Source organism: Sphaerisporangium sp. NPDC049002 (assembly GCF_040649355.1).
Classification (GTDB): Bacteria; Actinomycetota; Actinomycetes; order Streptosporangiales; family Streptosporangiaceae; genus Sphaerisporangium.
Genome location: NZ_JBEZFH010000153.1, coordinates 1 through 18,668, shown reverse-complemented (window position 1 = coordinate 18,668; position 18,668 = coordinate 1). Strand labels below are relative to the sequence as shown.

General features: G+C 68.9%; 16 protein-coding genes and 1 pseudogene. 10 read left to right on the top strand and 7 right to left on the bottom strand.

The window, feature by feature from the left end; all coding sequences use genetic code 11:
- A pseudogene (locus AB0B89_RS25800) lies at positions 1-562 on the top strand (hypothetical protein); the annotation flags it as partial.
- 97 nt (positions 563-659) lie between these two features.
- Entirely contained in the window at positions 660-1,499 is an 840-nt protein-coding gene (locus AB0B89_RS25795; RefSeq protein WP_358557832.1) for an ATP-binding cassette domain-containing protein, read from the top strand.
- Positions 1,500-1,566: 67 nt separating this feature from the next.
- Here AB0B89_RS25795 and dnaE read toward each other — a convergent pair whose 3' ends face one another.
- The 3 genes from dnaE to AB0B89_RS25780 all read right to left on the bottom strand — a co-directional run bounded on the left by dnaE (position 1,567) and on the right by AB0B89_RS25780 (position 6,278).
- On the bottom strand, positions 1,567-5,151 hold the full coding sequence (gene dnaE, locus AB0B89_RS25790) for a DNA polymerase III subunit alpha (protein ID WP_358557829.1): 3,585 nt from the start codon (positions 5,149-5,151) through the stop codon (positions 1,567-1,569).
- 206 nt (positions 5,152-5,357) lie between these two features.
- Complete coding sequence (locus AB0B89_RS25785) at positions 5,358-5,903, bottom strand: ATP-binding protein (RefSeq protein WP_358557826.1); 546 nt, start codon at positions 5,901-5,903, stop codon at positions 5,358-5,360.
- Positions 5,904-5,969: 66 nt separating this feature from the next.
- The gene (locus AB0B89_RS25780; RefSeq protein WP_358557823.1) at positions 5,970-6,278 is read right to left on the bottom strand and encodes a hypothetical protein; all 309 of its coding nucleotides are present in this window, start codon (positions 6,276-6,278) and stop codon (positions 5,970-5,972) included.
- Between the two features lie 200 nt (positions 6,279-6,478).
- Here AB0B89_RS25780 and AB0B89_RS25775 point away from each other — a divergent pair, with 200 nt between their 5' ends.
- Together AB0B89_RS25775 and AB0B89_RS25770 are read left to right on the top strand one after the other, a co-directional pair.
- Complete coding sequence (locus tag AB0B89_RS25775) at positions 6,479-7,330, top strand: helix-turn-helix transcriptional regulator (protein WP_358557820.1); 852 nt, start codon at positions 6,479-6,481, stop codon at positions 7,328-7,330.
- A gap of 18 nt (positions 7,331-7,348) precedes the next feature.
- Positions 7,349-7,567 (top strand): DUF397 domain-containing protein, encoded by a 219-nt coding sequence (locus AB0B89_RS25770; RefSeq protein ID WP_358557818.1) that lies wholly within the window; start codon positions 7,349-7,351, stop codon positions 7,565-7,567.
- Positions 7,568-7,688: 121 nt separating this feature from the next.
- Here the strand turns inward: AB0B89_RS25770 and AB0B89_RS25765 are convergent, their stop codons facing one another.
- The gene (locus AB0B89_RS25765) at positions 7,689-8,417 is read right to left on the bottom strand and encodes a class I SAM-dependent methyltransferase (RefSeq protein ID WP_358557815.1); all 729 of its coding nucleotides are present in this window, start codon (positions 8,415-8,417) and stop codon (positions 7,689-7,691) included.
- A 446-nt stretch (positions 8,418-8,863) separates the two neighbouring features.
- Positions 8,864-10,300, bottom strand: coding sequence for a helix-turn-helix domain-containing protein (locus AB0B89_RS25760; protein ID WP_358557835.1), 1,437 nt, complete (start codon positions 10,298-10,300; stop codon positions 8,864-8,866).
- A 401-nt stretch (positions 10,301-10,701) separates the two neighbouring features.
- Here AB0B89_RS25760 and aceA point away from each other — a divergent pair, with 401 nt between their 5' ends.
- Positions 10,702-11,994 (top strand): isocitrate lyase, encoded by a 1,293-nt coding sequence (aceA, locus tag AB0B89_RS25755; protein ID WP_358557812.1) that lies wholly within the window; start codon positions 10,702-10,704, stop codon positions 11,992-11,994.
- Between the two features lie 188 nt (positions 11,995-12,182).
- Positions 12,183-13,247: a hypothetical protein gene (locus tag AB0B89_RS25750; protein WP_358557809.1), complete on the top strand. Its 1,065-nt coding sequence runs from the start codon at positions 12,183-12,185 to the stop codon at positions 13,245-13,247.
- A gap of 78 nt (positions 13,248-13,325) precedes the next feature.
- Here AB0B89_RS25750 and AB0B89_RS25745 read toward each other — a convergent pair whose 3' ends face one another.
- Together AB0B89_RS25745 and AB0B89_RS25740 are read right to left on the bottom strand one after the other, a co-directional pair.
- The gene (locus AB0B89_RS25745; protein WP_358557806.1) at positions 13,326-13,652 is read right to left on the bottom strand and encodes a hypothetical protein; all 327 of its coding nucleotides are present in this window, start codon (positions 13,650-13,652) and stop codon (positions 13,326-13,328) included.
- A 314-nt stretch (positions 13,653-13,966) separates the two neighbouring features.
- Positions 13,967-14,572 carry a TetR family transcriptional regulator C-terminal domain-containing protein gene (locus AB0B89_RS25740; protein ID WP_358557803.1) on the bottom strand — a complete coding sequence of 202 codons (606 nt, stop codon included), beginning with the start codon at positions 14,570-14,572 and terminating at the stop codon, positions 13,967-13,969.
- A gap of 144 nt (positions 14,573-14,716) precedes the next feature.
- Between AB0B89_RS25740 and AB0B89_RS25735 the strand changes: the two genes are divergently transcribed.
- From AB0B89_RS25735 to AB0B89_RS25720, 4 genes are all read left to right on the top strand, one after another.
- Positions 14,717-15,940, top strand: coding sequence for an amidohydrolase family protein (locus AB0B89_RS25735; RefSeq protein ID WP_358557800.1), 1,224 nt, complete (start codon positions 14,717-14,719; stop codon positions 15,938-15,940).
- Positions 15,937-16,887: a DMT family transporter gene (locus AB0B89_RS25730; RefSeq protein ID WP_358557797.1), complete on the top strand. Its 951-nt coding sequence runs from the start codon at positions 15,937-15,939 to the stop codon at positions 16,885-16,887. The genes AB0B89_RS25735 and AB0B89_RS25730 overlap by 4 nt, the downstream gene beginning before the upstream one ends.
- Positions 16,884-18,053 (top strand): acyl-CoA dehydrogenase family protein, encoded by a 1,170-nt coding sequence (locus tag AB0B89_RS25725; protein ID WP_358557794.1) that lies wholly within the window; start codon positions 16,884-16,886, stop codon positions 18,051-18,053. Before AB0B89_RS25730 ends, AB0B89_RS25725 begins: the two co-directional genes overlap by 4 nt.
- Positions 18,050-18,668: thiamine pyrophosphate-binding protein (locus AB0B89_RS25720; RefSeq protein WP_358557791.1), on the top strand; the 619-nt coding region annotated here is incomplete at its 3' end. The genes AB0B89_RS25725 and AB0B89_RS25720, both read left to right, overlap by 4 nt.

The following is an 18,668-nucleotide window of genomic DNA, read 5'->3' as shown; positions in this document are numbered from 1 at the left end:
CAAAGCAGGCCGCACGCCCGGGTTCCCACGTTTCAAGGGCCGGGGCCGATTCGACACTGTCGAGTGGCCCAAGGACGGCGACGGCTGCCGGTGGGGCCGGATCCCGGTGGTGGTGCCGATCGAGGGCTCCCGCGTTCCCGTGGAGGTGCTGGAGACCTCGGGGTCCAGGGCCGCGGCCGGCGAGCCTTCCAGCACCCGCGGCCCCGGGCGGCTGCCGGGGTTCACGCCCACCCCGACCCTGGCGATGTCGCGGCAGGGCGAGCCCAGCGGCGGCGGCACGCCCGTGCCCGACGCCCAGTGGCAGACCCGCATGCCCTCGCCCACGTCCGTGCGCACCACCCAGCAGCCTCCTCCCGACGACCCCGAGACGTGTACGAACAAGCGCGGCAAGGAGAAGCCCTGCAAGCCGACCAAGGGCCCGACGCAGGAACCCTCGCCCACCAATAGCCCTCCCAAGCCGACGATCAGCATCAGCCAGGTCCCCGAGTGGGGTGACGGCGAGTCCCCCGAGCCGACGCCGTCCCCGCCGGACCCCACGCTCAGCGACACCCCGCCCGCCTGACCGCCGGTGTAGAAGGATCAGGGCGATGCGGCCCAAGGTCACTGGATCAGATCACCCTGCGAACCCGTCGCGGGGGCTTTGCTCCTATGCTGGCGCGATGGGTTCGCAGATCAACCATGACCGCAGCGCCGGGGCCGCGCTGGAGGTGACCGGCGTGACCGTGAAGGTCGTGGGCCGCACACTCCTGGCCGGCATCGACTGGCGGGTGGAGTACGGCGAGCATTGGGTGGTCCTCGGGCCGAACGGGGCGGGGAAGACCACGCTGCTGTCGGTGGCCGCGGCCGTACGCCACCCCAGCTCGGGCACGGCCAGGGTGCTCGGCCATCGGCTGGGCCGGGTCGACCTTCGCGAGCTGCGCCGCCACATCGGCCTGGTCGCCGCGAGCCAGCGGCTCGTCGACGAGGAGCTGATGGAGGAGGAGGGGCTCACCACCCAGACGGTCGTGCTCACCGGTTACACAGGCAGCAGCGCTCCGCTGTGGGACCGTTACGGGCCGAGGGAGCGCGACAGGGCCGACGCGCTGCTGGCCGACCTCGGCTGCAAGGACCTGGGCGACCGGCCGTTCAGGGTGTGCTCCCAGGGTGAGCGGGGCCGGGTGCGCATCGCGCGGGCGCTCATGGCCGACCCGGCGATCCTGCTGCTCGACGAGCCGTTCGCGGGTCTCGACCTCCCCGGCAGGGAGGATCTGATCACCGCGATCGAGGACCTGGCCGGGAGCCGTCCGGCGCTGACGACGGTGCTGGTCACCCACCACCTGGAGGAGGTGCCGGCGACCACCACTCACGCGCTGCTCGTCCGTGACGCGCGCGTCCTCGCGGCCGGCCCGGTGGACGAGGTGCTCACCGGCGAGAACCTCAGCGAGTGCTTCGGCCGCAGGCTCTCCCTCGCCCGAGCCGACGGCCGCTGGTACGCCCGCGCCGCCCGCCCCCGCCTCTGAGAGCGATCACGCTCGTCGACGGTGGACGCCTTCGCGTCCACCGTCTGCCCTGTTGCGGAGTGCTCTGTCAGGGGCCGACGAGGGCGTTGGGGCCGAGGAGGACCTTGATGTCGCCCGCGAACGCTCCGGTGTTGACGTTCACCCGGTAGTCGGGCAGCTCGACGACGCTGATCCTCCGGTTGAGGCGCTCCATGCGCAGGTGGACGGGCGTGTCGCCGGAGTGCACCATCAGGATCCGCTTGAGCTCGCTGACGAGGTCCTCGGTGACGCGTTCCTCGCGCAGGGCGATGACCACGGGTTCGCGCCCGTCGGCCTGGATGCCGGAGATGTCGAGGAACGCGATGTCGGTGGCGTTGAACGACACGGTGGCGTCCTCACCGTCGCCGCGTGAGCGGATGCGGCCGGTGACGGAGACGACCAGGTCGGGCGCGAGGTTGCTCCCGTACAGCTGGTAGGTCTGAGGGAAGCAGGGCACCTCGATGGACGCGTCGTGGTCCTCGATCTTGAGGATGGCCCAGACGTCGCCCTTCTTGGTGACCTTCTTGTCGACGCCGGAGATGATGCCGGCGATGCGGACGTTGCCGAACCCCGCCTGGCCCTCCAGGACCTGGGCGATGGAGAGGTCGCGGTTGCGCTCAAGGACGCGCTCGGCGCCGTTGAGCGGATGATCGGAGACGTAGAGGCCGAGCATCTCGCGCTCGAAGGACAGCTTGGTCTTCTTGTCCCACTCGCCGTCGGGGACCACGACGCGGAAGACGCTGCTTCCGCCGTCGTCGTCGTCGAACGCGCCGAACAGCGAGTCCTGGCCCAGGGCCTCCTTGCGCTTGACGTCGATGACCGAGTCGACGGCCTGGTCGTGGATCTGGACCAGTCCCCGCCGGGTGTGGCCGAGCCCGTCGAACGCCCCGGCCTTGATCAGCGACTCGATGGTCCTCTTGTTGCACACGACCTGCGGGACCTTGGTCAGGAAGTCGTTGAAGTCGCTGAAGGCGCCCTTCTTCGTGCGGGAGGTGATGATGCCGTTGATGGCGTTCTCACCGATGTTCTGCACCGCGCCGAGCCCGAACCGGACGTCCTCACCGACGGCGCTGAACCGCAGCCCTGACTCGTTGACGTCGGGCGGCAGGACCTTCACCTTCATGCGCCGGCACTCCGCGAGGTAGAGCGCCATGCGGTCCTTGTTGGTGCCGACCGAGGTGAGCAGGGCGGCCATGTACTCGGCCGGGTAGTTGGCCTTGAGGTAGGCGGTCCAGTAGGACACGAGCCCGTAGCCGGCGGTGTGGGACTTGTTGAACCCGTAGGAGCTGAACGGCTCCAGGACGTCCCAGACGGCCTTGGCCGCCTCCTCGGTGTACCCCCTGCCGACCATGCCGGAGGAGAAGGTGGCCCACTGCTTGTCCATCTCCTCCTTCTTCTTCTTGCCCATCGCGCGGCGGAGGATGTCGGCGCCGCCCAGGGTGTACCCGGCCAGCTGCTGGGCGATGGCCATGACCTGCTCTTGGTAGACCACCAGGTGGTAGGTCGTGCCGAGGATCGGCTCCAGGGACTCCTTGAGCTCGGGGTGGATCGGCGTGATGTCCTGCTGCCCGGCCTTGCGAAGCGCGTAGTTGACGTGGGCGTTGGCCCCCATCGGACCGGGGCGGCCCAGCGCCAGGACCGACGAGATGTCTTCGAACCGGGCCGGGGCGATCAGCTTGGTGAGGTCGCGCATCATCGAGCTGTCGAGCTGGAACACGCCGAGCGTGTCACCGCGGGCCAGCAGCTCGTAGGTCTTCTTGTCGTCCAGGGCCAGCGTGAGCATGTCGAGGTCGACCCCGCGGTTGTCCTTGACGTTCTGGACGGCGTCACCGATGACGGTGAGGTTGCGCAGGCCGAGGAAGTCCATCTTCAACGCGCCCATGTTCTCGCTGCTGGGCCCGTCGAAGCCGGTGATGCGCGCGCCGTCGTCCGGCCGCATGAAGATCGGCATGACGTCGAGCAGGGGCTGCGACGACAGGATGACGCCCGCGGCGTGGACCCCGGTGCCCCGGGTCAGCCCCTCCAGGCCGAGAGCGGTGTCGATGACCTGCTTGACGTCCTGGTCCTCTTCGTACAGCTTGCGCAGCTCGGTCGCCTCGGCGTACCGGGGGTGCTTCTCGTCGAAGATGCCCGTGAGCGGGATCTCCTTGCCCATGACGGCCGGCGGGAACGCCTTGGTGATCTTCTCCCCGACCGGGAAGGGATAGCCGAGGACGCGGGCCGCGTCCTTGACGGCCGCCTTCGACTTGATCGTCATGTAGGTGATGATCAGCGAGACGTTGTCCTCGCCGTAGCGCTCGGTGACGTATCGGATCATGTCGCCGCGCCTGCGCTCGTCGAAGTCCAGGTCGACGTCGGGCATGGAGATGCGTTCGGGGTTCAGGAACCGCTCGAACAGCAGGGAGTGCTCGATGGGGTCGAGCTCGGTGATACCGGTGACGTAGGCCACCATGGAGCCGGTGGCCGATCCGCGGCCCGGGCCGATCCAGATGCCGTTGTCACGGGCGTACTGGCAGATGTCGGCGACGACGAGGAAGTAGCCGGGGAACCCCATGTTCTCGATGACGCCGAGCTCGTACTCGATGCGCTCTTGGACCTCGGCCGGCACGGGGTCGCCGTACCGGCGGACCGCGCCGCGCTGGGCCTCCTTGCGCAGCCAGCTCATCTCGGTCTCCCCTTCGGGGACCGGGAACTTCGCGGCGAGGTCGCGGTGGGCGAACACCTCGTCGTAGGACTCGACGCGCTCGGCGATCAGAAGGGTGTTCTTGCAGCCCTGGGCCCAGATCTCGGAGCTCGGGTCGAGGGCCCACATCTCCTCGGCGGAGCGCACGTAGTAGCCGTTGCCGGAGAACCGGAACCTGGTCGGGTCGCTGATCTGGGAGTTGGTGCCGACGCAGAGCAGAGCGTCGTGCGCGGTCGACTGGTCTTCGGTGACGTAGTGGGAGTCGTTGGTGACCAGCGGCGGGATGCCGAGGGTCTCGCCGATCCGCAGCAGCTCATTGCGGACCCCCGTCTCGATCGGGATCCCACCGTGATCCATGATCTCCAGGAAGTAGTTGTCGCGGCCGAAGATCTCCTGGTACTTGGCGGCGTGCTCCAGCGCCTTGTCGTACTGCCCGAGCCGAAGGCGGGTCTGGACGGCGCCAGACGGGCAGCCGGTGGTGGCGACGATCCCTTCGTGGTACTGCTCGAAGAGCTCGTCGTCCATGCGCGGGTACTTCTTCATGTGGCCTTCGAGCGAGGCCAGGGAAGAGATGCGGAACAGGTTGCGCAGGCCCTGGGCGTTGACGGCCCACATCGTCTTGTGCAGGTAGGTGCCGGTGGCCGAGACGTCACCACCGAGGCCGGTGCGCTCGTCGGACTTGCGCTGGTGAGGCTCTCCCCAGAAGACCGGCTTCTTGTAGTGGCGGGACTCGGGGCTGACGTAGCCCTCGATCCCGATGATCGGCTTCACCCCGGCGGCCTTCATCTTCGACTGGAACTCGTAGGCGCCGAACATGTTGCCGTGGTCGCTCATCGCGATCGCCGGCATGCCGAGCTCGGCCGCTCGCGCGGCCAGCTTATTGATCTTGGCCGCGCCGTCGAGCATCGAGTACTCAGTGTGAACATGCAGGTGAACGAATGAATCAGCCACGGGTGATCTTGAGCCTTTCGCGGTGGAACCAGATCCGTCCCAACTCTATCGATCGACCACCACAGCCGCTGTGACCGCTCGAGAAACGCCACGAACCCGAAAGGATGACCCGCTGGCAGAGCAGGGGACCGTGAGGCACGTCGCCCCCATGCCTGGTTTCTTCCTTCCGCGCCCGCGCCCGCGCGACGTGCCGGACAGCGGCCGGGTCAGTACGTATGGTCGGGGGTGGGGTGGGCGAGTTCGAACCAGACGAGGGTGCCGGCGGGGCGGCGTTCGAAGCCCCAGCGGGACGCGAGGGTGTCGACGAGCGCGAGGCCACGGCCGTCGGTCTCGTCGTCGGCGGGCCTCCTCAGATGGGGGATCTTGGACGACCCGCCGTCCTCGACCGTGACCATCACCGCGGTGCCCGGGAAGGCCACCGAAACGAGGAACTCGCGCTCGACGGCATGCCGTACGACGTTGGCCGCGAGCTCGCTGGTGAGGAGCATGGCGTCGTCCAGGCAGGGGTGTTCGTCACCGAGGAGACCGGCGACGAACGCGCGGGCGGGTTTCACCTGGGAGGCCGAGGGAGCGAACCGACGGGAGAGCGTCGGGAGGCCAGCGAGCGCGGCGGGACCGGAGAGCGTTCGTGCCTGTGCGGCAGGTGCCGGAGCCGAAGTGGACTTCGGGGCGGAGCCCTGGGTGGGCTTGGGAGTCGAGCGCAGGAACGCGGTGATGCCGCCGAGGGCCGAGGCCAGTGCGCGAGGACGCATCGCGATCATCGGATACTTCCCTTTCTGTTCTGTGCTGAGGAACGTTCCAGAACCGTGTGAGGTTGATCAGCGTCGAGGGCGTTGGTCTGCCGGTGGCGGTCCGGGCAGCTCGCGGGGGTCAGCGGGTGGGTCGCATGCGGTGTAGGGATAGGACTGCTCGATCCGGTTCATGCGCAGGACCAGTTCCTCCGGGGTGCCCGCCTCGACCAGCCCCGCCAGGCCGTGACCCCATCGCGGTCCGACCGCCCACCAGCGCCCGGTCGCTTCGCCGTACCAGACGCTCCACCCCTCGAACCGCCGATTGAGCGTCCGTACCAGCATGGCCTGGTCATGCGCCGGGTCCTTGGGACACCGAGAGGGTTGATCGGCGTCCATGGATTCGCCTCCTTGTCATAACAGGTCCAATGCCCCACTTCTTCGGACCGACATCGGGGACGCAACTCTGTGTGTACGATCCGTCACTGAAGATGACATGTCTGAGGCAGTCATGCGAGGTCATTCGCATAAAAAGACAAATTTGTATTGGCCGGAAGCGGAATCTATAACCCAAAATCGTGACAAGGGGTGCAGTACCTATGAACGCGAAGCGAGCGCTAACCTTGCGAGCGCAATGGCTCGGGCGGGAGCTACGAGAACTGCGAGAGATGAGCGGTCTCACACTCAAGGAGGCCGGTGGGTTCATCCAGCGCGATGGTGGAACTGTGAGCCGCATAGAGGCTGGGATCTATCCCGCGAGGACCCCGGATGTGCTCGCGATGCTGGATCTGTACGGTGTCACCGAAGCACGCCGCCGGGACGGGCTGCTCAAACTGGCGGGGGAGGTGTGGCAGAGCGGCTGGTGGGACGGTTACTCAGAGGACCTGTCCAAAGTCATGGTCGACTACGCCTGGGTCGAATCCCGCGCCAGCCGAATCTGTTCGTTCGACGCGCTGGTGATTCCAGGGTTGCTCCAGACCCGCCCGTACATGGAGGCCGTTCAGGCGGCCATCGTCGACTCCTCCCCGATCCAGATCACCTCTGGTATCCGGTTCCGTCTCACCCGCCAGCAGATCCTCACGGATCCCGAGCCGCCATACATCGAGGCGATCTTGGATGAAAGCGTCCTGCACCGATGCCAAGGGGGCCAGGCCGTGCTCAAGGCCCAGCTTGAGCATCTTCTTGCGCTGACCGAACGTCCTCACATCGAGATCCGCGTCTTGCCCTTTTCCTCCGGCGCGCATGCAAGCCCGGAGGGGGCATTTAGGATCTTCGACATGCCGGAGCCATACCCTGAGGTGGCCTACATGGATACGCCTGGGGGAGGTATTTACGTGGAGACGAGTGAAGTGCGGCGGTTTATGCTGAAGCTCGAACACATCCGAGCGGACGCTCTGGATCTATCAGAGTCAAGCAAGTTGATTCAAAATATTGTCGATGGGCTGACGTAGTCTCAGGCGAGGAAACTGATGACCTCTCAGTACGAACCCTTAGCAGCGTGGCACATCAGTAGCTTCAGCCCGGATGGTGGTCCTAACTGCGTCGAGGCTGGTCCGTTGCTGGATGGGAGTGGGCGGATCGCGGTGCGGCACAGTCGTCAGCCTGAGGGGCCGGTGATCATCTACACCCGGGCCGAGTGGGACGCCTTCCTGGCCGGCGTTCGCGCCGACGAGTTCGACTTTCAGTAGGAAGGCGCCGCCGGGCCTGTGCGTGCCGATTCGAACAGGGGCCTGATGCTGCTTGAAGAGGACCATCGGCACGCGGCGCCGGTGACCGCCGAGCAGCGGCTCGGCGGGCCGGCCCCGGGCGTCAGAACGGCCGTGGGTGGAATCCACGTCGCAGCAGCGCGGTGTCCAGGCGCGCACGGCCCGTTTGGCGAAGGTCGTTCCAGAGTGTTTCGTCCTGAGGCTTGCGCTCGGCGCCCGGACTCCAGAAGGCATGCAGGTACGGAATCGGAGAGGCGAGTCCCGATTCGAGGTCCCCGAGCCCGGCGGACGCCAGGTGGGACTGGAGCTCGTCCCGCGTGAAGGCCGCGGCCTCGCTGTCGATGCCGTCCTGCCGCAGCTTCGCGGGATACCCCGGTTCGGCCACGTCGATCACGTCGGGCATCGTGCGGGGGTCGCGCAGGCGCTGGAAATCGAGGATCCACACCGCCGCGCCGTGCGACTTCCGGAGAACGGAGATCTGCCGCAGCGCGGCGGACAGGATTTCGACGTCCGGTAGCTGGTGGAGCGTCCAGACGCAGGAGACCGCGTCCCAGTGCTGCTCCGCGATCTCATCGGGGATCGCCGTGATGTCGGCCCGCACGAGGCTCACGCGCTTGTCAAGGTGCTCCGACCTGAGCATGGCGCGTCCGGTCGACAGCATGGTGGGCGAGAGATCCAGACCGGTGATGGTGACGTCAGGGCGTCTTCCGGCGAGGTAGGCGAGGGCCTGGCCGGAGCCTGAGCCCAGGTCCAGCAGCCTCCCGCCCTTCGGGAGCAGGACATTCAGCGCCCGCGCGTTGAGGTCGTACACCGAACGGAATCCGCTCCCCATGACGCCGCCATGGTGAAACTGCGCGACGGATTCCGGGTCGTCCATGACCATGGGTTCGGGGATTCGCGTTCTGCCGGCGGGGGACCGTCGATCGCGGGCCGCGATCAACGGCATCTTCCACAAAGAGCGCATTTTGATGATCTTTCTTCAGGGCGCTGCCAGCGCCCCATGCCGATGTAGTTGGCGAAGCGAGCGGTGTCGATCATGATCTCGCGCGCGACCCTGTCCTGCGCGATCACCAGGCGACACCGGGCCGAACATCTGCACGGGGACGACCGGTAGCGGAAACCTCCGCAGGCTGTTTCCGCACGCCGAACTTGTCATTGCAAAGATGCAGGGTCCGCGCTTTCCTGTCAATGGGTCACCGACCCTCGCGCGACCTGGGAGGGCGCGTCCAGCACGGCGCGTCGCAGCGGTCGGTCAGCACGACGCCGCCGGTGGGGCGATCAGACGCCCGCGTGGCGTTCGAGGAACGAGTAGACGTCGGCCTCGTCGACGCCGGGGAAGGACCCGGGGGGCAGTGCGGCGAGCACGTGGGAGTTCGCGCGGGCCGAGGGCCATGCGTAACCCTCCCAGCGCTGCGTCAGCTCGGCGGGGGGCCGGCGGCAGCAGTCCCCCGTCGGGCAGTTCGACTTGGACCTGTTGGTGGTGTCCCTGCCACGGAACCAGCGGGACTCCTTGTACGGCACGCCGAGCGTGATCGCGAAGTCGCGCTCGCGCGAGGGATCCACGTGGGCGCTGCAGAAGTACGTGCCGGTCGGCGAGTCCGAGTACTGGTGGTAGACGGAGAAGCGGTCCGGGGAGAGGAACACCTGCCGCCCCGACCACTGCAGGCACATGCGCTGCCCCTCGATGGCCCCCTGCTCGTCGGCGGGGAACACGATGCCGTCGTTCTCGTACGCCTTGTAGATGATGCCGCCCGCGTTGTTGCGCACGAAGTGGCAGACCAGGTCGAGATGGTGGGTGGCCAGGTTGGTGAAGCGGTGCGCGGCCATCTCGTACGAGACCGCGAACACGTCCCGCAGGTCCTCGACCGACAGCGCCCGGTCCTGCTTGGCCTCCTTGAGGTAGGGCACGGCCGCGGTCTCGGGCACCAGCACGGCGGCGGCGAAGTAGTTGGCCTCGGTGCGCTGCCGCAGGAAGTCGGCGAAGTCGCGGGGCTTGTGGTGGCCGAGCGCGAGGTGGCCGAGGGTCTGCAGCAGGATCGTGCGCGGGGTGTGCATGCCGAGCTGCTCGTGCTTGACGTAGATGCGGCGGTTGCGCAGGTCGGTGATCGACCGCACCGAGCGGGGCAGGTCCTGCGCGGTCTGCACCGCGTAGCCGAAGTGGGTGACGAGCGCCTGGACGGTGCCCGCCGACAGCGCGCCCGTACGGTAGCCCACGGCCGCGAGCGCCTCGGCGGCGGCGGCCTCGATCTCGGCGAAGTAGTTGCCCTGCTCGCGCTGCTTGCGCCGGAGCTCGGCGTTGGCGGCCCTGGCCTCCTCCGGCGTCGCCGTGCCCTTGGCCTGCCGCGAGCGCAGCTCCTCGTACAGGCCGAGGATGTGTTCCAGCACGTCGTTGGGGACTCGGGCGGAGACCTTCAGCCGGGGCAGGCCGAGGGAGGCGTAGATCGGGTCGCGCTGCGCCTCCTCAAGGGCGATCTCCAGCTGGGCGCGGCGGTTGGGGGCCTGCCGGCGCAGCAGCTCCTCCACCGGCACGGTGAGCGCGGCGGCGAGCGACTTCAGCAGCGACAGCTTGGGCTCGCGCTTGCCGTTCTCCAGGAGGGAGAGCTGGCTGGGCGCCCGTCCGACGCGCTCGCCGAGCTCGGACAGGGTGAGGCCGCGCTGCTTGCGCAGATGCCTCAGGCGCTGGCCGAACGCGAGGAGGTCGAGCTCCTGCGTCAAAGACAGCGGTTCTTCTCCCACCAAGGACGCCATACCACGATCCTAAGCGCAATTTCGCCACATCTTCCACCCGACCGCGCCAGGTCCGGCCGTACGGCCGCGTCGGTACGGGTCCGGCTGGGGTCATGCCGCCGTTGACCCGCCGGCGAAGATCACTGCCTGTGCGAAACATCCTGATTTGTCGGCATAAATCACGATATGGGGCGCGGCTCTCGCGTGACCCGCGTCACAGGAATTGGTCTAGTCCATAATGAAAACTTTGCATTTCTTGCCAGCAAAATACCGGCGAGTATTCACTTTTCCCGAAACATCAGGCATATTTCTCTCGATCAACCTTGCCGCTGATCACCGATCCAACGCAGACTCGAAGCAAGCGCCCAGAGGACGCCAAAGGAGTCAAAATGAAAGATCGCCTCAAGGGAGCTGCAGACGAGCTGCGGCGAGAGTGGGAGAGCAACCCGCGCTGGAAGAACGTCGAGAGGACCTATACGGCCGAAGACGTCGTTCGATTGCGCGGTTCCGTCCAGGAAGAGCACACTCTCGCACGGCTTGGCGCCGAGCGGTTGTGGTCCTTGCTGCAGAACGAGGAGTACGTGCACGCGCTGGGCGCCCTGACCGGCAACCAGGCCGTGCAGCAGGTCAAGGCGGGGCTGAAGGCCATCTACCTGTCCGGATGGCAGGTGGCGGCGGACGCCAACCTCGGCGGCCAGACCTACCCCGACCAGAGCCTGTACCCGGCCAACTCGGTCCCGGCCGTGGTGCGCCGCATCAACAACGCCCTGCTCCGGGCAGACCAGATCACCTGGTCCGAGGGTGACGCCAAGGCCCCGCACTGGCTGGCGCCCATCGTGGCCGACGCCGAGGCCGGCTTCGGAGGCGTCCTCAACGCCTTCGAGCTCATGAAGGGCATGATCGCCGCAGGAGCGGCGGGGGTGCACTGGGAGGACCAGCTCGCCTCGGAGAAGAAGTGCGGCCACCTCGGCGGCAAGGTGCTGATCCCCACCGGCCAGCACATCAAGACCCTCAACGCCGCGCGCCTCGCGGCGGACGTGTGCGACGTGCCCACCCTGATCATCGCTCGGACCGACGCCCAGGCCGCGACGCTCCTGACCAGCGACGTCGATCCCCGCGACCAGGCCTTCACCACCGGCGACCGTACGGCCGAGGGCTTCTACCGGGTGCGCAACGGGGTGGACGCCTGCATCGCGCGCGGGCTCGCCTACACGCCGTACTCCGACCTGCTGTGGATGGAGACCTCCACGCCCGACCTGGACGTGGCGCGGCGGTTCGCCGAGGCGATCAAGGCCGAGTACCCCGACCAGATGCTCGCCTACAACTGCTCACCGTCGTTCAACTGGAAGCAGCACCTGGACGACTCCACCATCGCCAAGTTCCAGCGAGAGCTGGGCCACATGGGCTACACCTTCCAGTTCATCACCCTGGCGGGCTTCCACTCGCTGAACCACTCGATGTTCGAGCTGGCACGCGGCTACGCCGACGAGGGCATGACGGCGTACGTCGAGCTGCAGGAGGCCGAGTTCGCCGCCGAGGCGCGGGGCTACACCGCCACCCGCCACCAGCGGGAGGTCGGCACCGGGTACTTCGACCTGATCAGCACGGCCGTCGCGCCGGACTCCTCGACGGTGGCGCTCAAGGGCTCCACCGAGGCCGAGCAGTTCGCCAGCACGCACTGAGAACCACGGGAGGCGCCGCACGGCGCCCACCCGCACGCGATCCCGGGCCGTCCACGGCACCGTCCGGGATCGGGACCCCTGAACCGCGGGTTCGTCCGGTAAAGATCCGCCTTGGGCAGCGGCCCCCTCCGGACGGACCCGCGCACCATGCCCGCGTATGTCCGGCTGCGATCAGGGATAATCCCACCGTGATCGCCCCCGATGTGACGATGCGGCTGGCCGATCCGCACGGCGAGGACGTGGAGCTGCGACGCCAGGGATCGCGGGTCAGCGAGCGTCGTGGGAGCCGGGTCGAGGTGCTGATCGACCAGGTGGACGAGGACGTCGCCGCCGTACACTTCGAACTGGCCGCCGACCGCTACGCCGCCGACGGCTACTCCCCACGCCCGCAGGCGGCGTCGCCCTGCGTGCTGGGCACCCCGGCGGACGACGCCGGCTACGCCTTCGCGTTCGCGGCGATGATCGGCGGTGCGACAGGCGCGCTGATCCAGGCGCAGGCGCTGCGCCTGTGGGAGGACGATCAGGCCGCGCGGCACGCGGAGCGCGAGGCGATCGAGCGGGTCGACTCCCAGGTGAACTTCTACGGTCTGCTGGACGACCACCTGCTCCTGGTCCCGGACGAACCCGCGGTCCACGCGTACATCGACTGCATGGACGTGGTCTCGATCGTCGACGGCCTGGCCACCGCCAAGGGCATGACACCGGGCCTGCTGGGCTTCGACCCGAAGCGTGAGCCGTGGCGGATCGACCTCATGGGCAGGCACCGGCTCCGGGGCCTGCTCGCGAGCGCAGACATGAGCCGGCTTCGATCCCTTCGGATCCGCACCTGGGGCGGCACCGCTCACCTCGACCCGGTCCTGCGCTTCTTCTCCGCCACCGACCGCCTCACCCACCTGTGTCTGTGGACCCTGGTCGACACGCTGTCCGGTCTCGCCCTGCCCGCCCTCCGCCATCTCGCACTGTGGGAAACCCACGTGGATATCGCGACGCTGAGCCGCTCTCCGGTCGTCGCACGGCTGGCCACCCTCGACCTGTGGAAGGTCAACCACCCCGGCCCGTTCGGCTTTCCCGCCCTCCTCGGGCATCGGCGGCACCTGGCGCATCTGGAGCGCATCGTCGTCCCCGGACATGGCATCCCCGCCGGCACCGCCGGCCGGTTCGGCGACTGGCCACAGGTGACCTTCGCCGGCCACAACCGCCGCGAAGTCCTCGCCCTCGACCTCGACACCCGGGGCTACCCGCTCCACATGTGAGTGACCAGGCGTCGCACCGCCATTCCGGGCCTCAGTCGCACCGGGGCAGGTGCCCACGACCCCCACTGCCCCGCGACGTCAGTTCCACTGGGCGCGCTGGGTCGTGTGCCGGGTGATGGTGGCCGGGTTTCCTCTCTTGGGGTTCTGGTGGTGTGTCAGGGTCTCGCAGGAGACCAGCCGCCAGCGGGTGACCTCCGGATTGGTGAGAACGGCGACCACCTGCGCGCGTATCTGGGCGGTGGTGATGTCCTCGTCGGTGTGAATTCGGATGGCGATGTATCCGGAGCCCTCCCTGAAATCCTTACGCCATTGTCGCGGTAACAGCGCGAGCATCCGTTCTCCGTCGAGCGGCGGTTCGCCCGACGGCTTTCCAATGATACGGCGCAGCGTCAGAACGACCAGCATCGCTGCGTGTCCCCTCAGTTCCAGGGGTTTCCGTCGGAGGGGAAAGGCGCGTCCCAGGTGGTGCCGGGCCTGGGAGGGGCCGGGGCGACGATCGGGTTCTTCATTTCTCGGGCTCTTTTCCTGCGGCTGTGGATTTTGTCCTCGCAAGAACAACTCTGCGGTTTCCACGGCCCGCGGACCAGATGAATCAAAGGCAGCAAGTTGCGCTCCGGTGACCGCTTCCTGCCAGTCCGCCGCTGGACACCACGGGGCTTCCGGAACGGCGGCCCGTCCGGTCCCCACCGCGATCACGGGGCCTGGGCGCGGGCGCCGGGTCAGCTCGCCAGGGCGTCGGGGGAGATGCCGAGCTCGGTGGCCGTGGCCGTACGGACCAGCTCGGCCAGGCGGGCGCGGGTGAGCACGCGCTTGTGCACGGTGGCCTGGACGGCGAGCCCGTCGATGAGGGACACGATGCGCCACGTGGCGGCGTCGGGGTCGGGGCACCGGAAGATCCCCTCGGCGATGCCGTCGTCGAGGATCGTGCGCAGCGCCTGCTTCCAGCGCAGGTCGATCGTGCGGGACACCTCTTCGAGCGCGGTGCCGCGCAGCGACTCCGACCAGGCGTCGATCCACAGCGCCCACGACTTGGACTTGCCGCTGGGGGAGTAGAGCTTGAGCAGGTCGCGCAGCCGGTCGAGCGGCGGACCGCCCGCCTCCTCCAGCTTGGTGAGCGCGTCGAGGTCGCGCTGCGCGGCGTACGCGAACGCCTGCGCGAACAGGTTGTCCTTGGTCTCGAAGTGGTAGAAGAGCAGCCCCTGGCTGACCCCGGCCGCCTGGGCGATGTCGACGGTGCGCGTGTGCCCGAAGCCCTGCGCGGTGATCACTTCACAGGCTGTCCTGAGCAGATCTTCGCGACGTATCCGGCCGAATCCTCGTGCCACAGGGGAACCCTAGCGCGCCTGGCGCGCCGACAGCGGGAATTGTCTCGCGAAAGCTGAGGCGCGACTTAGTCAAATCACCCATTGTCATGCTCAGCACCGATGTGTTTGAGTTGCGACTCAGGAAACGCGTGGGAGGGATCTCTGATGGCGATCGCGTTGCGATGCGCGCGGCTCGTGGATGTCGAGGCCGGTCACGTACGGGACGACCAGACGGTGCTCGTGGAGGGCGAGAGGATCGCCGCGGTCCTGCCCGGGACGGCCCCCGTCCCCGAGGGCGTGGAGATCGCCGACCTCGGCGACGTGACCCTCGCGCCCGGCCTCATCGACCTGCACACCCATCTGGTCGGGGGCGCGGCCTGCGCCGATTTCGTCCAGGAGCTGAAGCTCAGCGCCGCGCGGCAGGCCCTCGCCGGCGTGCGCAACGCACGCGACACCGTGCTCGCGGGCTTCACGACGGTGCGCGACGTCGGCACCTTCCGGGCCTTCGTCGACACGGCCCTGCGTGACGCGATCGACGACGGCACGGTCATCGGGCCCCGCATGGCCGTCGCCGGGGCCTACGTCACGGTGTCGTCCGGCGGCGGCATGATCACCGGTCTGGCCCACGACATCGAGCTTCCCCGCGACCTGCGGTTCGGGTCCGTACGCACCGTGGACGACGTGCGCGAGCGGGTCCGCGAGATCCTGCACGGCGGGGCCGACCTGATCAAGCTCATCGCGACGGGCGCGGTGATGGCCGCGGGGACCGTGCCCGGCGCTCCCGAGCTCACCGAGGAGCAGATGCGCGCCGCCGTCCAGGAGGCCTCCTGGTACGGCGCGCACGTCGCGGCCCACGCCCACGGCGCCGAGGGTGTCAAGATGGCAGTCAGGGCCGGGGTGCGCTCGATCGAGCACGCCTGCTACCTGGACGACGAGGGCATCGAGCTCATGCTGGAGCACGGCACCTACCTGTCCGCCGACATCTGGTGGGCCGACTGGATCCGTGAGACCGCCGCGACCAACGGCTTCGACGCCGAAGGGCTGCGCAAGAACGACGAGACCGCGGAGGCGCAGCGCGAGGCGTTCGCCAAGGCGGTGCGCGCCGGGGTCAGGATCGGATTCGGCACCGACGCGGGAGGCTTCCCGCACGGCATGCAGGCGCGGCAACTGCGCACGATGGTCGAGTACGGCATGAGCCCGATGGGCGCGCTGCGCGCCGCCACGCTGACCGGAGCCGAGTGCATGGGCTGGGAGGACAGGGTCGGCTCGGTCGCGCCGGGCAAGTACGCCGACCTGATCGCCGTCCGGGGTCCCTTCGACGTCGGCGCCTTCACCGAGGTCGCCTTCGTCATGAAGAACGGCGCCATCCTGAGGAACGACCTGCGGTGAAGGCCCTCGAAGGCATTCTGGAGCCGCGTGCCGCGCGGCACCTCGCGGGCGTCGCCGCGCTGCTGGGCGTGACGGCCGTGTGGGGCACCACCTTTCCCCTGGTCAAGGACATGGTCACCCGGCTGCCCGTGACGGACCTGCTCGCCGTGCGCTACCTGATGTCGGCGGCGCTGCTCCTCGCGATCCGCCCCGGGGCCCTGCGCGGGCTCGCCCCCCGGGCCTGGCGGGCCGGCGTCGGGCTCGGGCTCGTGTACAGCGCGGCGCTGGTCACCCAGACGTACGGGCTCACGACGCTGCCGTCCTTCGTCTCCGGATTCGTCACCGGCTCCTACGTCGTCATGACCCCGCTGCTCGGGCTGATGTGGTTCCGCACGAGGATCACCGCGCGGGCCTGGACGGCCGTGGGACTGACCGTCGCCGGGCTCGCCGCGTTCATGCTGATGGCCGGGGGAGGCGGGGGGCCCATCCCGGGCGCCGGGCTGACGCTCACGCTGGTGTCCGCCGCCCTGTACGCGGTCCACGTCGTCGCGCTCGGCCGGTGGAGCCGTTCCGAGGAGGCCTACGCGCTGACGCTGGTCCAGATCGGCACGCTGGCCTGCGTGCTGACGGTCGCGGCGGCGCCCGGCGGCATCGCCGTGCCGGGGTCGCCGGGGGACTGGGCGGGCCTCGTGTACCTGGCGACCGCCGCCGGGGCGCTGTCCTTCCTGGCGCAGACCTGGGCGCAGTCCCACGTGCCCTCGACCACCGCCGCCGTCGTCATGTCGGTCGAGCCGCTGTGGGCGACCGCCTTCGCCGTGCTGCTGTGGGGCGAGGCGGCCGGGTGGTCGCTGCTGGTGGGCGGCGGATGCCTGCTGGTGGCGATGGTCCTGGTCGCCGTGCCCGCACGCGCCGCCCCGGCGCCTCCCCTTCGCCCGCTCACCCCCGTCCCCGGAGGAGAAACGCCATGACTCGCCCCATACGCAGCGGATCGGCACTGACCGAGGAGCAACGGGACTTCGTACGGCTGGCGCGCGAGTTCGCCGCCGCGGAGATCAGGCCGCGCGCCCGCGAGGTGGACGAGGCCGACCACGAACTGCCCCGCGACATCTGGGACAAGGCCGCCAAGGCGGGCCTGACCTCCTACATGCTGCCCGAGGAGTACGGCGGCGGGGGCGTGGCGGACCTGGTGACCCAGTGCCTCATCCAGGAGGAGCTGTGCCACGGTGACGTGTCGATCGGGAACCTGGTCACCTCCAACGGCTTCTTCGCGGCCCCGGTGCTGGAGCTCGGCACCGAGGAGCAGAAGCGCCGCTTCCTCGCCCCGCTCTGTACCGGTGTCCCGCCGCTGACGGCGCTCGCGGTCACCGAGCCCGGTGTGGGATCGGACGCGGCCTCGCTGACGACGCGGGCCGTGCGCGACGGCGACTCCTACCTCCTCACCGGCTCGAAGGCGTGGATCTCCAACGGCCCGTACGCGGACCTGTTCGTGGTGTTCGCGACGGTCGCGCCCGGGACGCGGTCGCGCGGGATCACGGCGTTCGTGGTCGAGCGCGGCACGGAGGGATTCACGGTCGGCACCCCGATGCCGAAGATGGGCCAGCGCGGCATCGCCTGCGCCGAGCTGTTCCTGGACGACGTGCGGGTGCCCGTGGAGAACCGGCTCGGCGAGGAGGGGCAGGGGTTCTACGGGCTGATGCGCACCTTCGACGCCTCCCGGATCCTGATCGGCGCCGCCTGTACGGGCCTGGCGCGCGCGGCCCTGGACGCCTCGCTCGCGTACGCGCGGGACCGTGAGCAGTTCGGGGTGAAGATCATCGAGCATCAGGCGGTGGCGTTCCGGCTCGCCGATATGGCCGCTAAAGCCGATATTTCGCATCTTGTCACCATGCGGGCTGCGGCGCTGTACGACGCGGGGGAGCCTGTGGCGGAAGAGTCCGCGATCGCCAAGCTGACCGCCTCGGAGAACGCCATGTGGTGTACCTGGGCGGCGGTCCAGACCCACGGCGGCTGGGGCTACTCCCGCGAGTACCTGGTGGAGAAGTGGATGCGGGACGCCAAGCTGGAGGAGATCGAGGAAGGCACCTCCGACATCCAGCGCCTGATCATCTCCCGCTCCCTGGCGAGGAACGCATGACCGCCCCTGGAGACCCCGGCCCCACCGCCACGGGCGGCCCCGGTGTCACGGGAGCGGGGGCGCTGGTGGCCGCGCTCGCCTCGTACGGGGTGGACACCGTCTTCGGGATCCCCGGCACCCACAACCTGGCCGTCTACCAGGAGCTCGTCAAGGCCGGGATCCGCTGCGTGACGCCCCGGCACGAGCAGGGGGCCGGGTACGCCGCCGACGGGTACGCCCGCGCGGGCGGCCGTCCCGGCGTGGCCGTCACCACGACGGGCCCCGCGGCCCTCAACGCCGCGACCGCGCTCGCCCAGGCCTACTCCGACTCGGTGCCCGTGCTGCTGGTCTCGCCAGGCGTCCCGTCCTCGCATCCCCGCCAGGGCCGCGGGTACCTGCACGAGAGCAAGGACCAGTCCCGTGCCCTCGACGCGGTGTGCGCCTGGAGCCACCGGGTGACCTCGGTCGCGGAGATCCCGGCGGCGGTCGCGCGCGCGTTCGCCTTCTTCGGGGAGGGACGTCCCCGGCCCGTCCACATCGAGATCCCGGTCGACCTGCTCGACGCCGAGGGCACCGCCGGGCTCGGCCCCCCGCTCCGGCTGTCCCGCCGCGCACCCGACCCCGCCGCCCTTGACC

What these genes read in the sequence shown, in the direction of transcription:
- AB0B89_RS25785 (WP_358557826.1), bottom strand. Translation starts at nt 5,903, where the DNA reads ATGCGTCCTCGCGCACTGGCCTCGGCCCTCGGCGGCATCACCGCGTTC.
- AB0B89_RS25725 (WP_358557794.1), top strand. Translation starts at nt 16,884, where the DNA reads ATGACTCGCCCCATACGCAGCGGATCGGCACTGACCGAGGAGCAACGG.
- AB0B89_RS25795 (WP_358557832.1), top strand. Translation starts at nt 660, where the DNA reads ATGGGTTCGCAGATCAACCATGACCGCAGCGCCGGGGCCGCGCTGGAG.
- AB0B89_RS25735 (WP_358557800.1), top strand. Translation starts at nt 14,717, where the DNA reads ATGGCGATCGCGTTGCGATGCGCGCGGCTCGTGGATGTCGAGGCCGGT.
- AB0B89_RS25780 (WP_358557823.1), bottom strand. Translation starts at nt 6,278, where the DNA reads ATGGACGCCGATCAACCCTCTCGGTGTCCCAAGGACCCGGCGCATGAC.
- AB0B89_RS25745 (WP_358557806.1), bottom strand. Translation starts at nt 13,652, where the DNA reads ATGCTGGTCGTTCTGACGCTGCGCCGTATCATTGGAAAGCCGTCGGGC.
- AB0B89_RS25765 (WP_358557815.1), bottom strand. Translation starts at nt 8,417, where the DNA reads ATGGGGAGCGGATTCCGTTCGGTGTACGACCTCAACGCGCGGGCGCTG.
- AB0B89_RS25775 (WP_358557820.1), top strand. Translation starts at nt 6,479, where the DNA reads ATGAACGCGAAGCGAGCGCTAACCTTGCGAGCGCAATGGCTCGGGCGG.
- aceA (WP_358557812.1), top strand. Translation starts at nt 10,702, where the DNA reads ATGAAAGATCGCCTCAAGGGAGCTGCAGACGAGCTGCGGCGAGAGTGG.
- AB0B89_RS25770 (WP_358557818.1), top strand. Translation starts at nt 7,349, where the DNA reads ATGACCTCTCAGTACGAACCCTTAGCAGCGTGGCACATCAGTAGCTTC.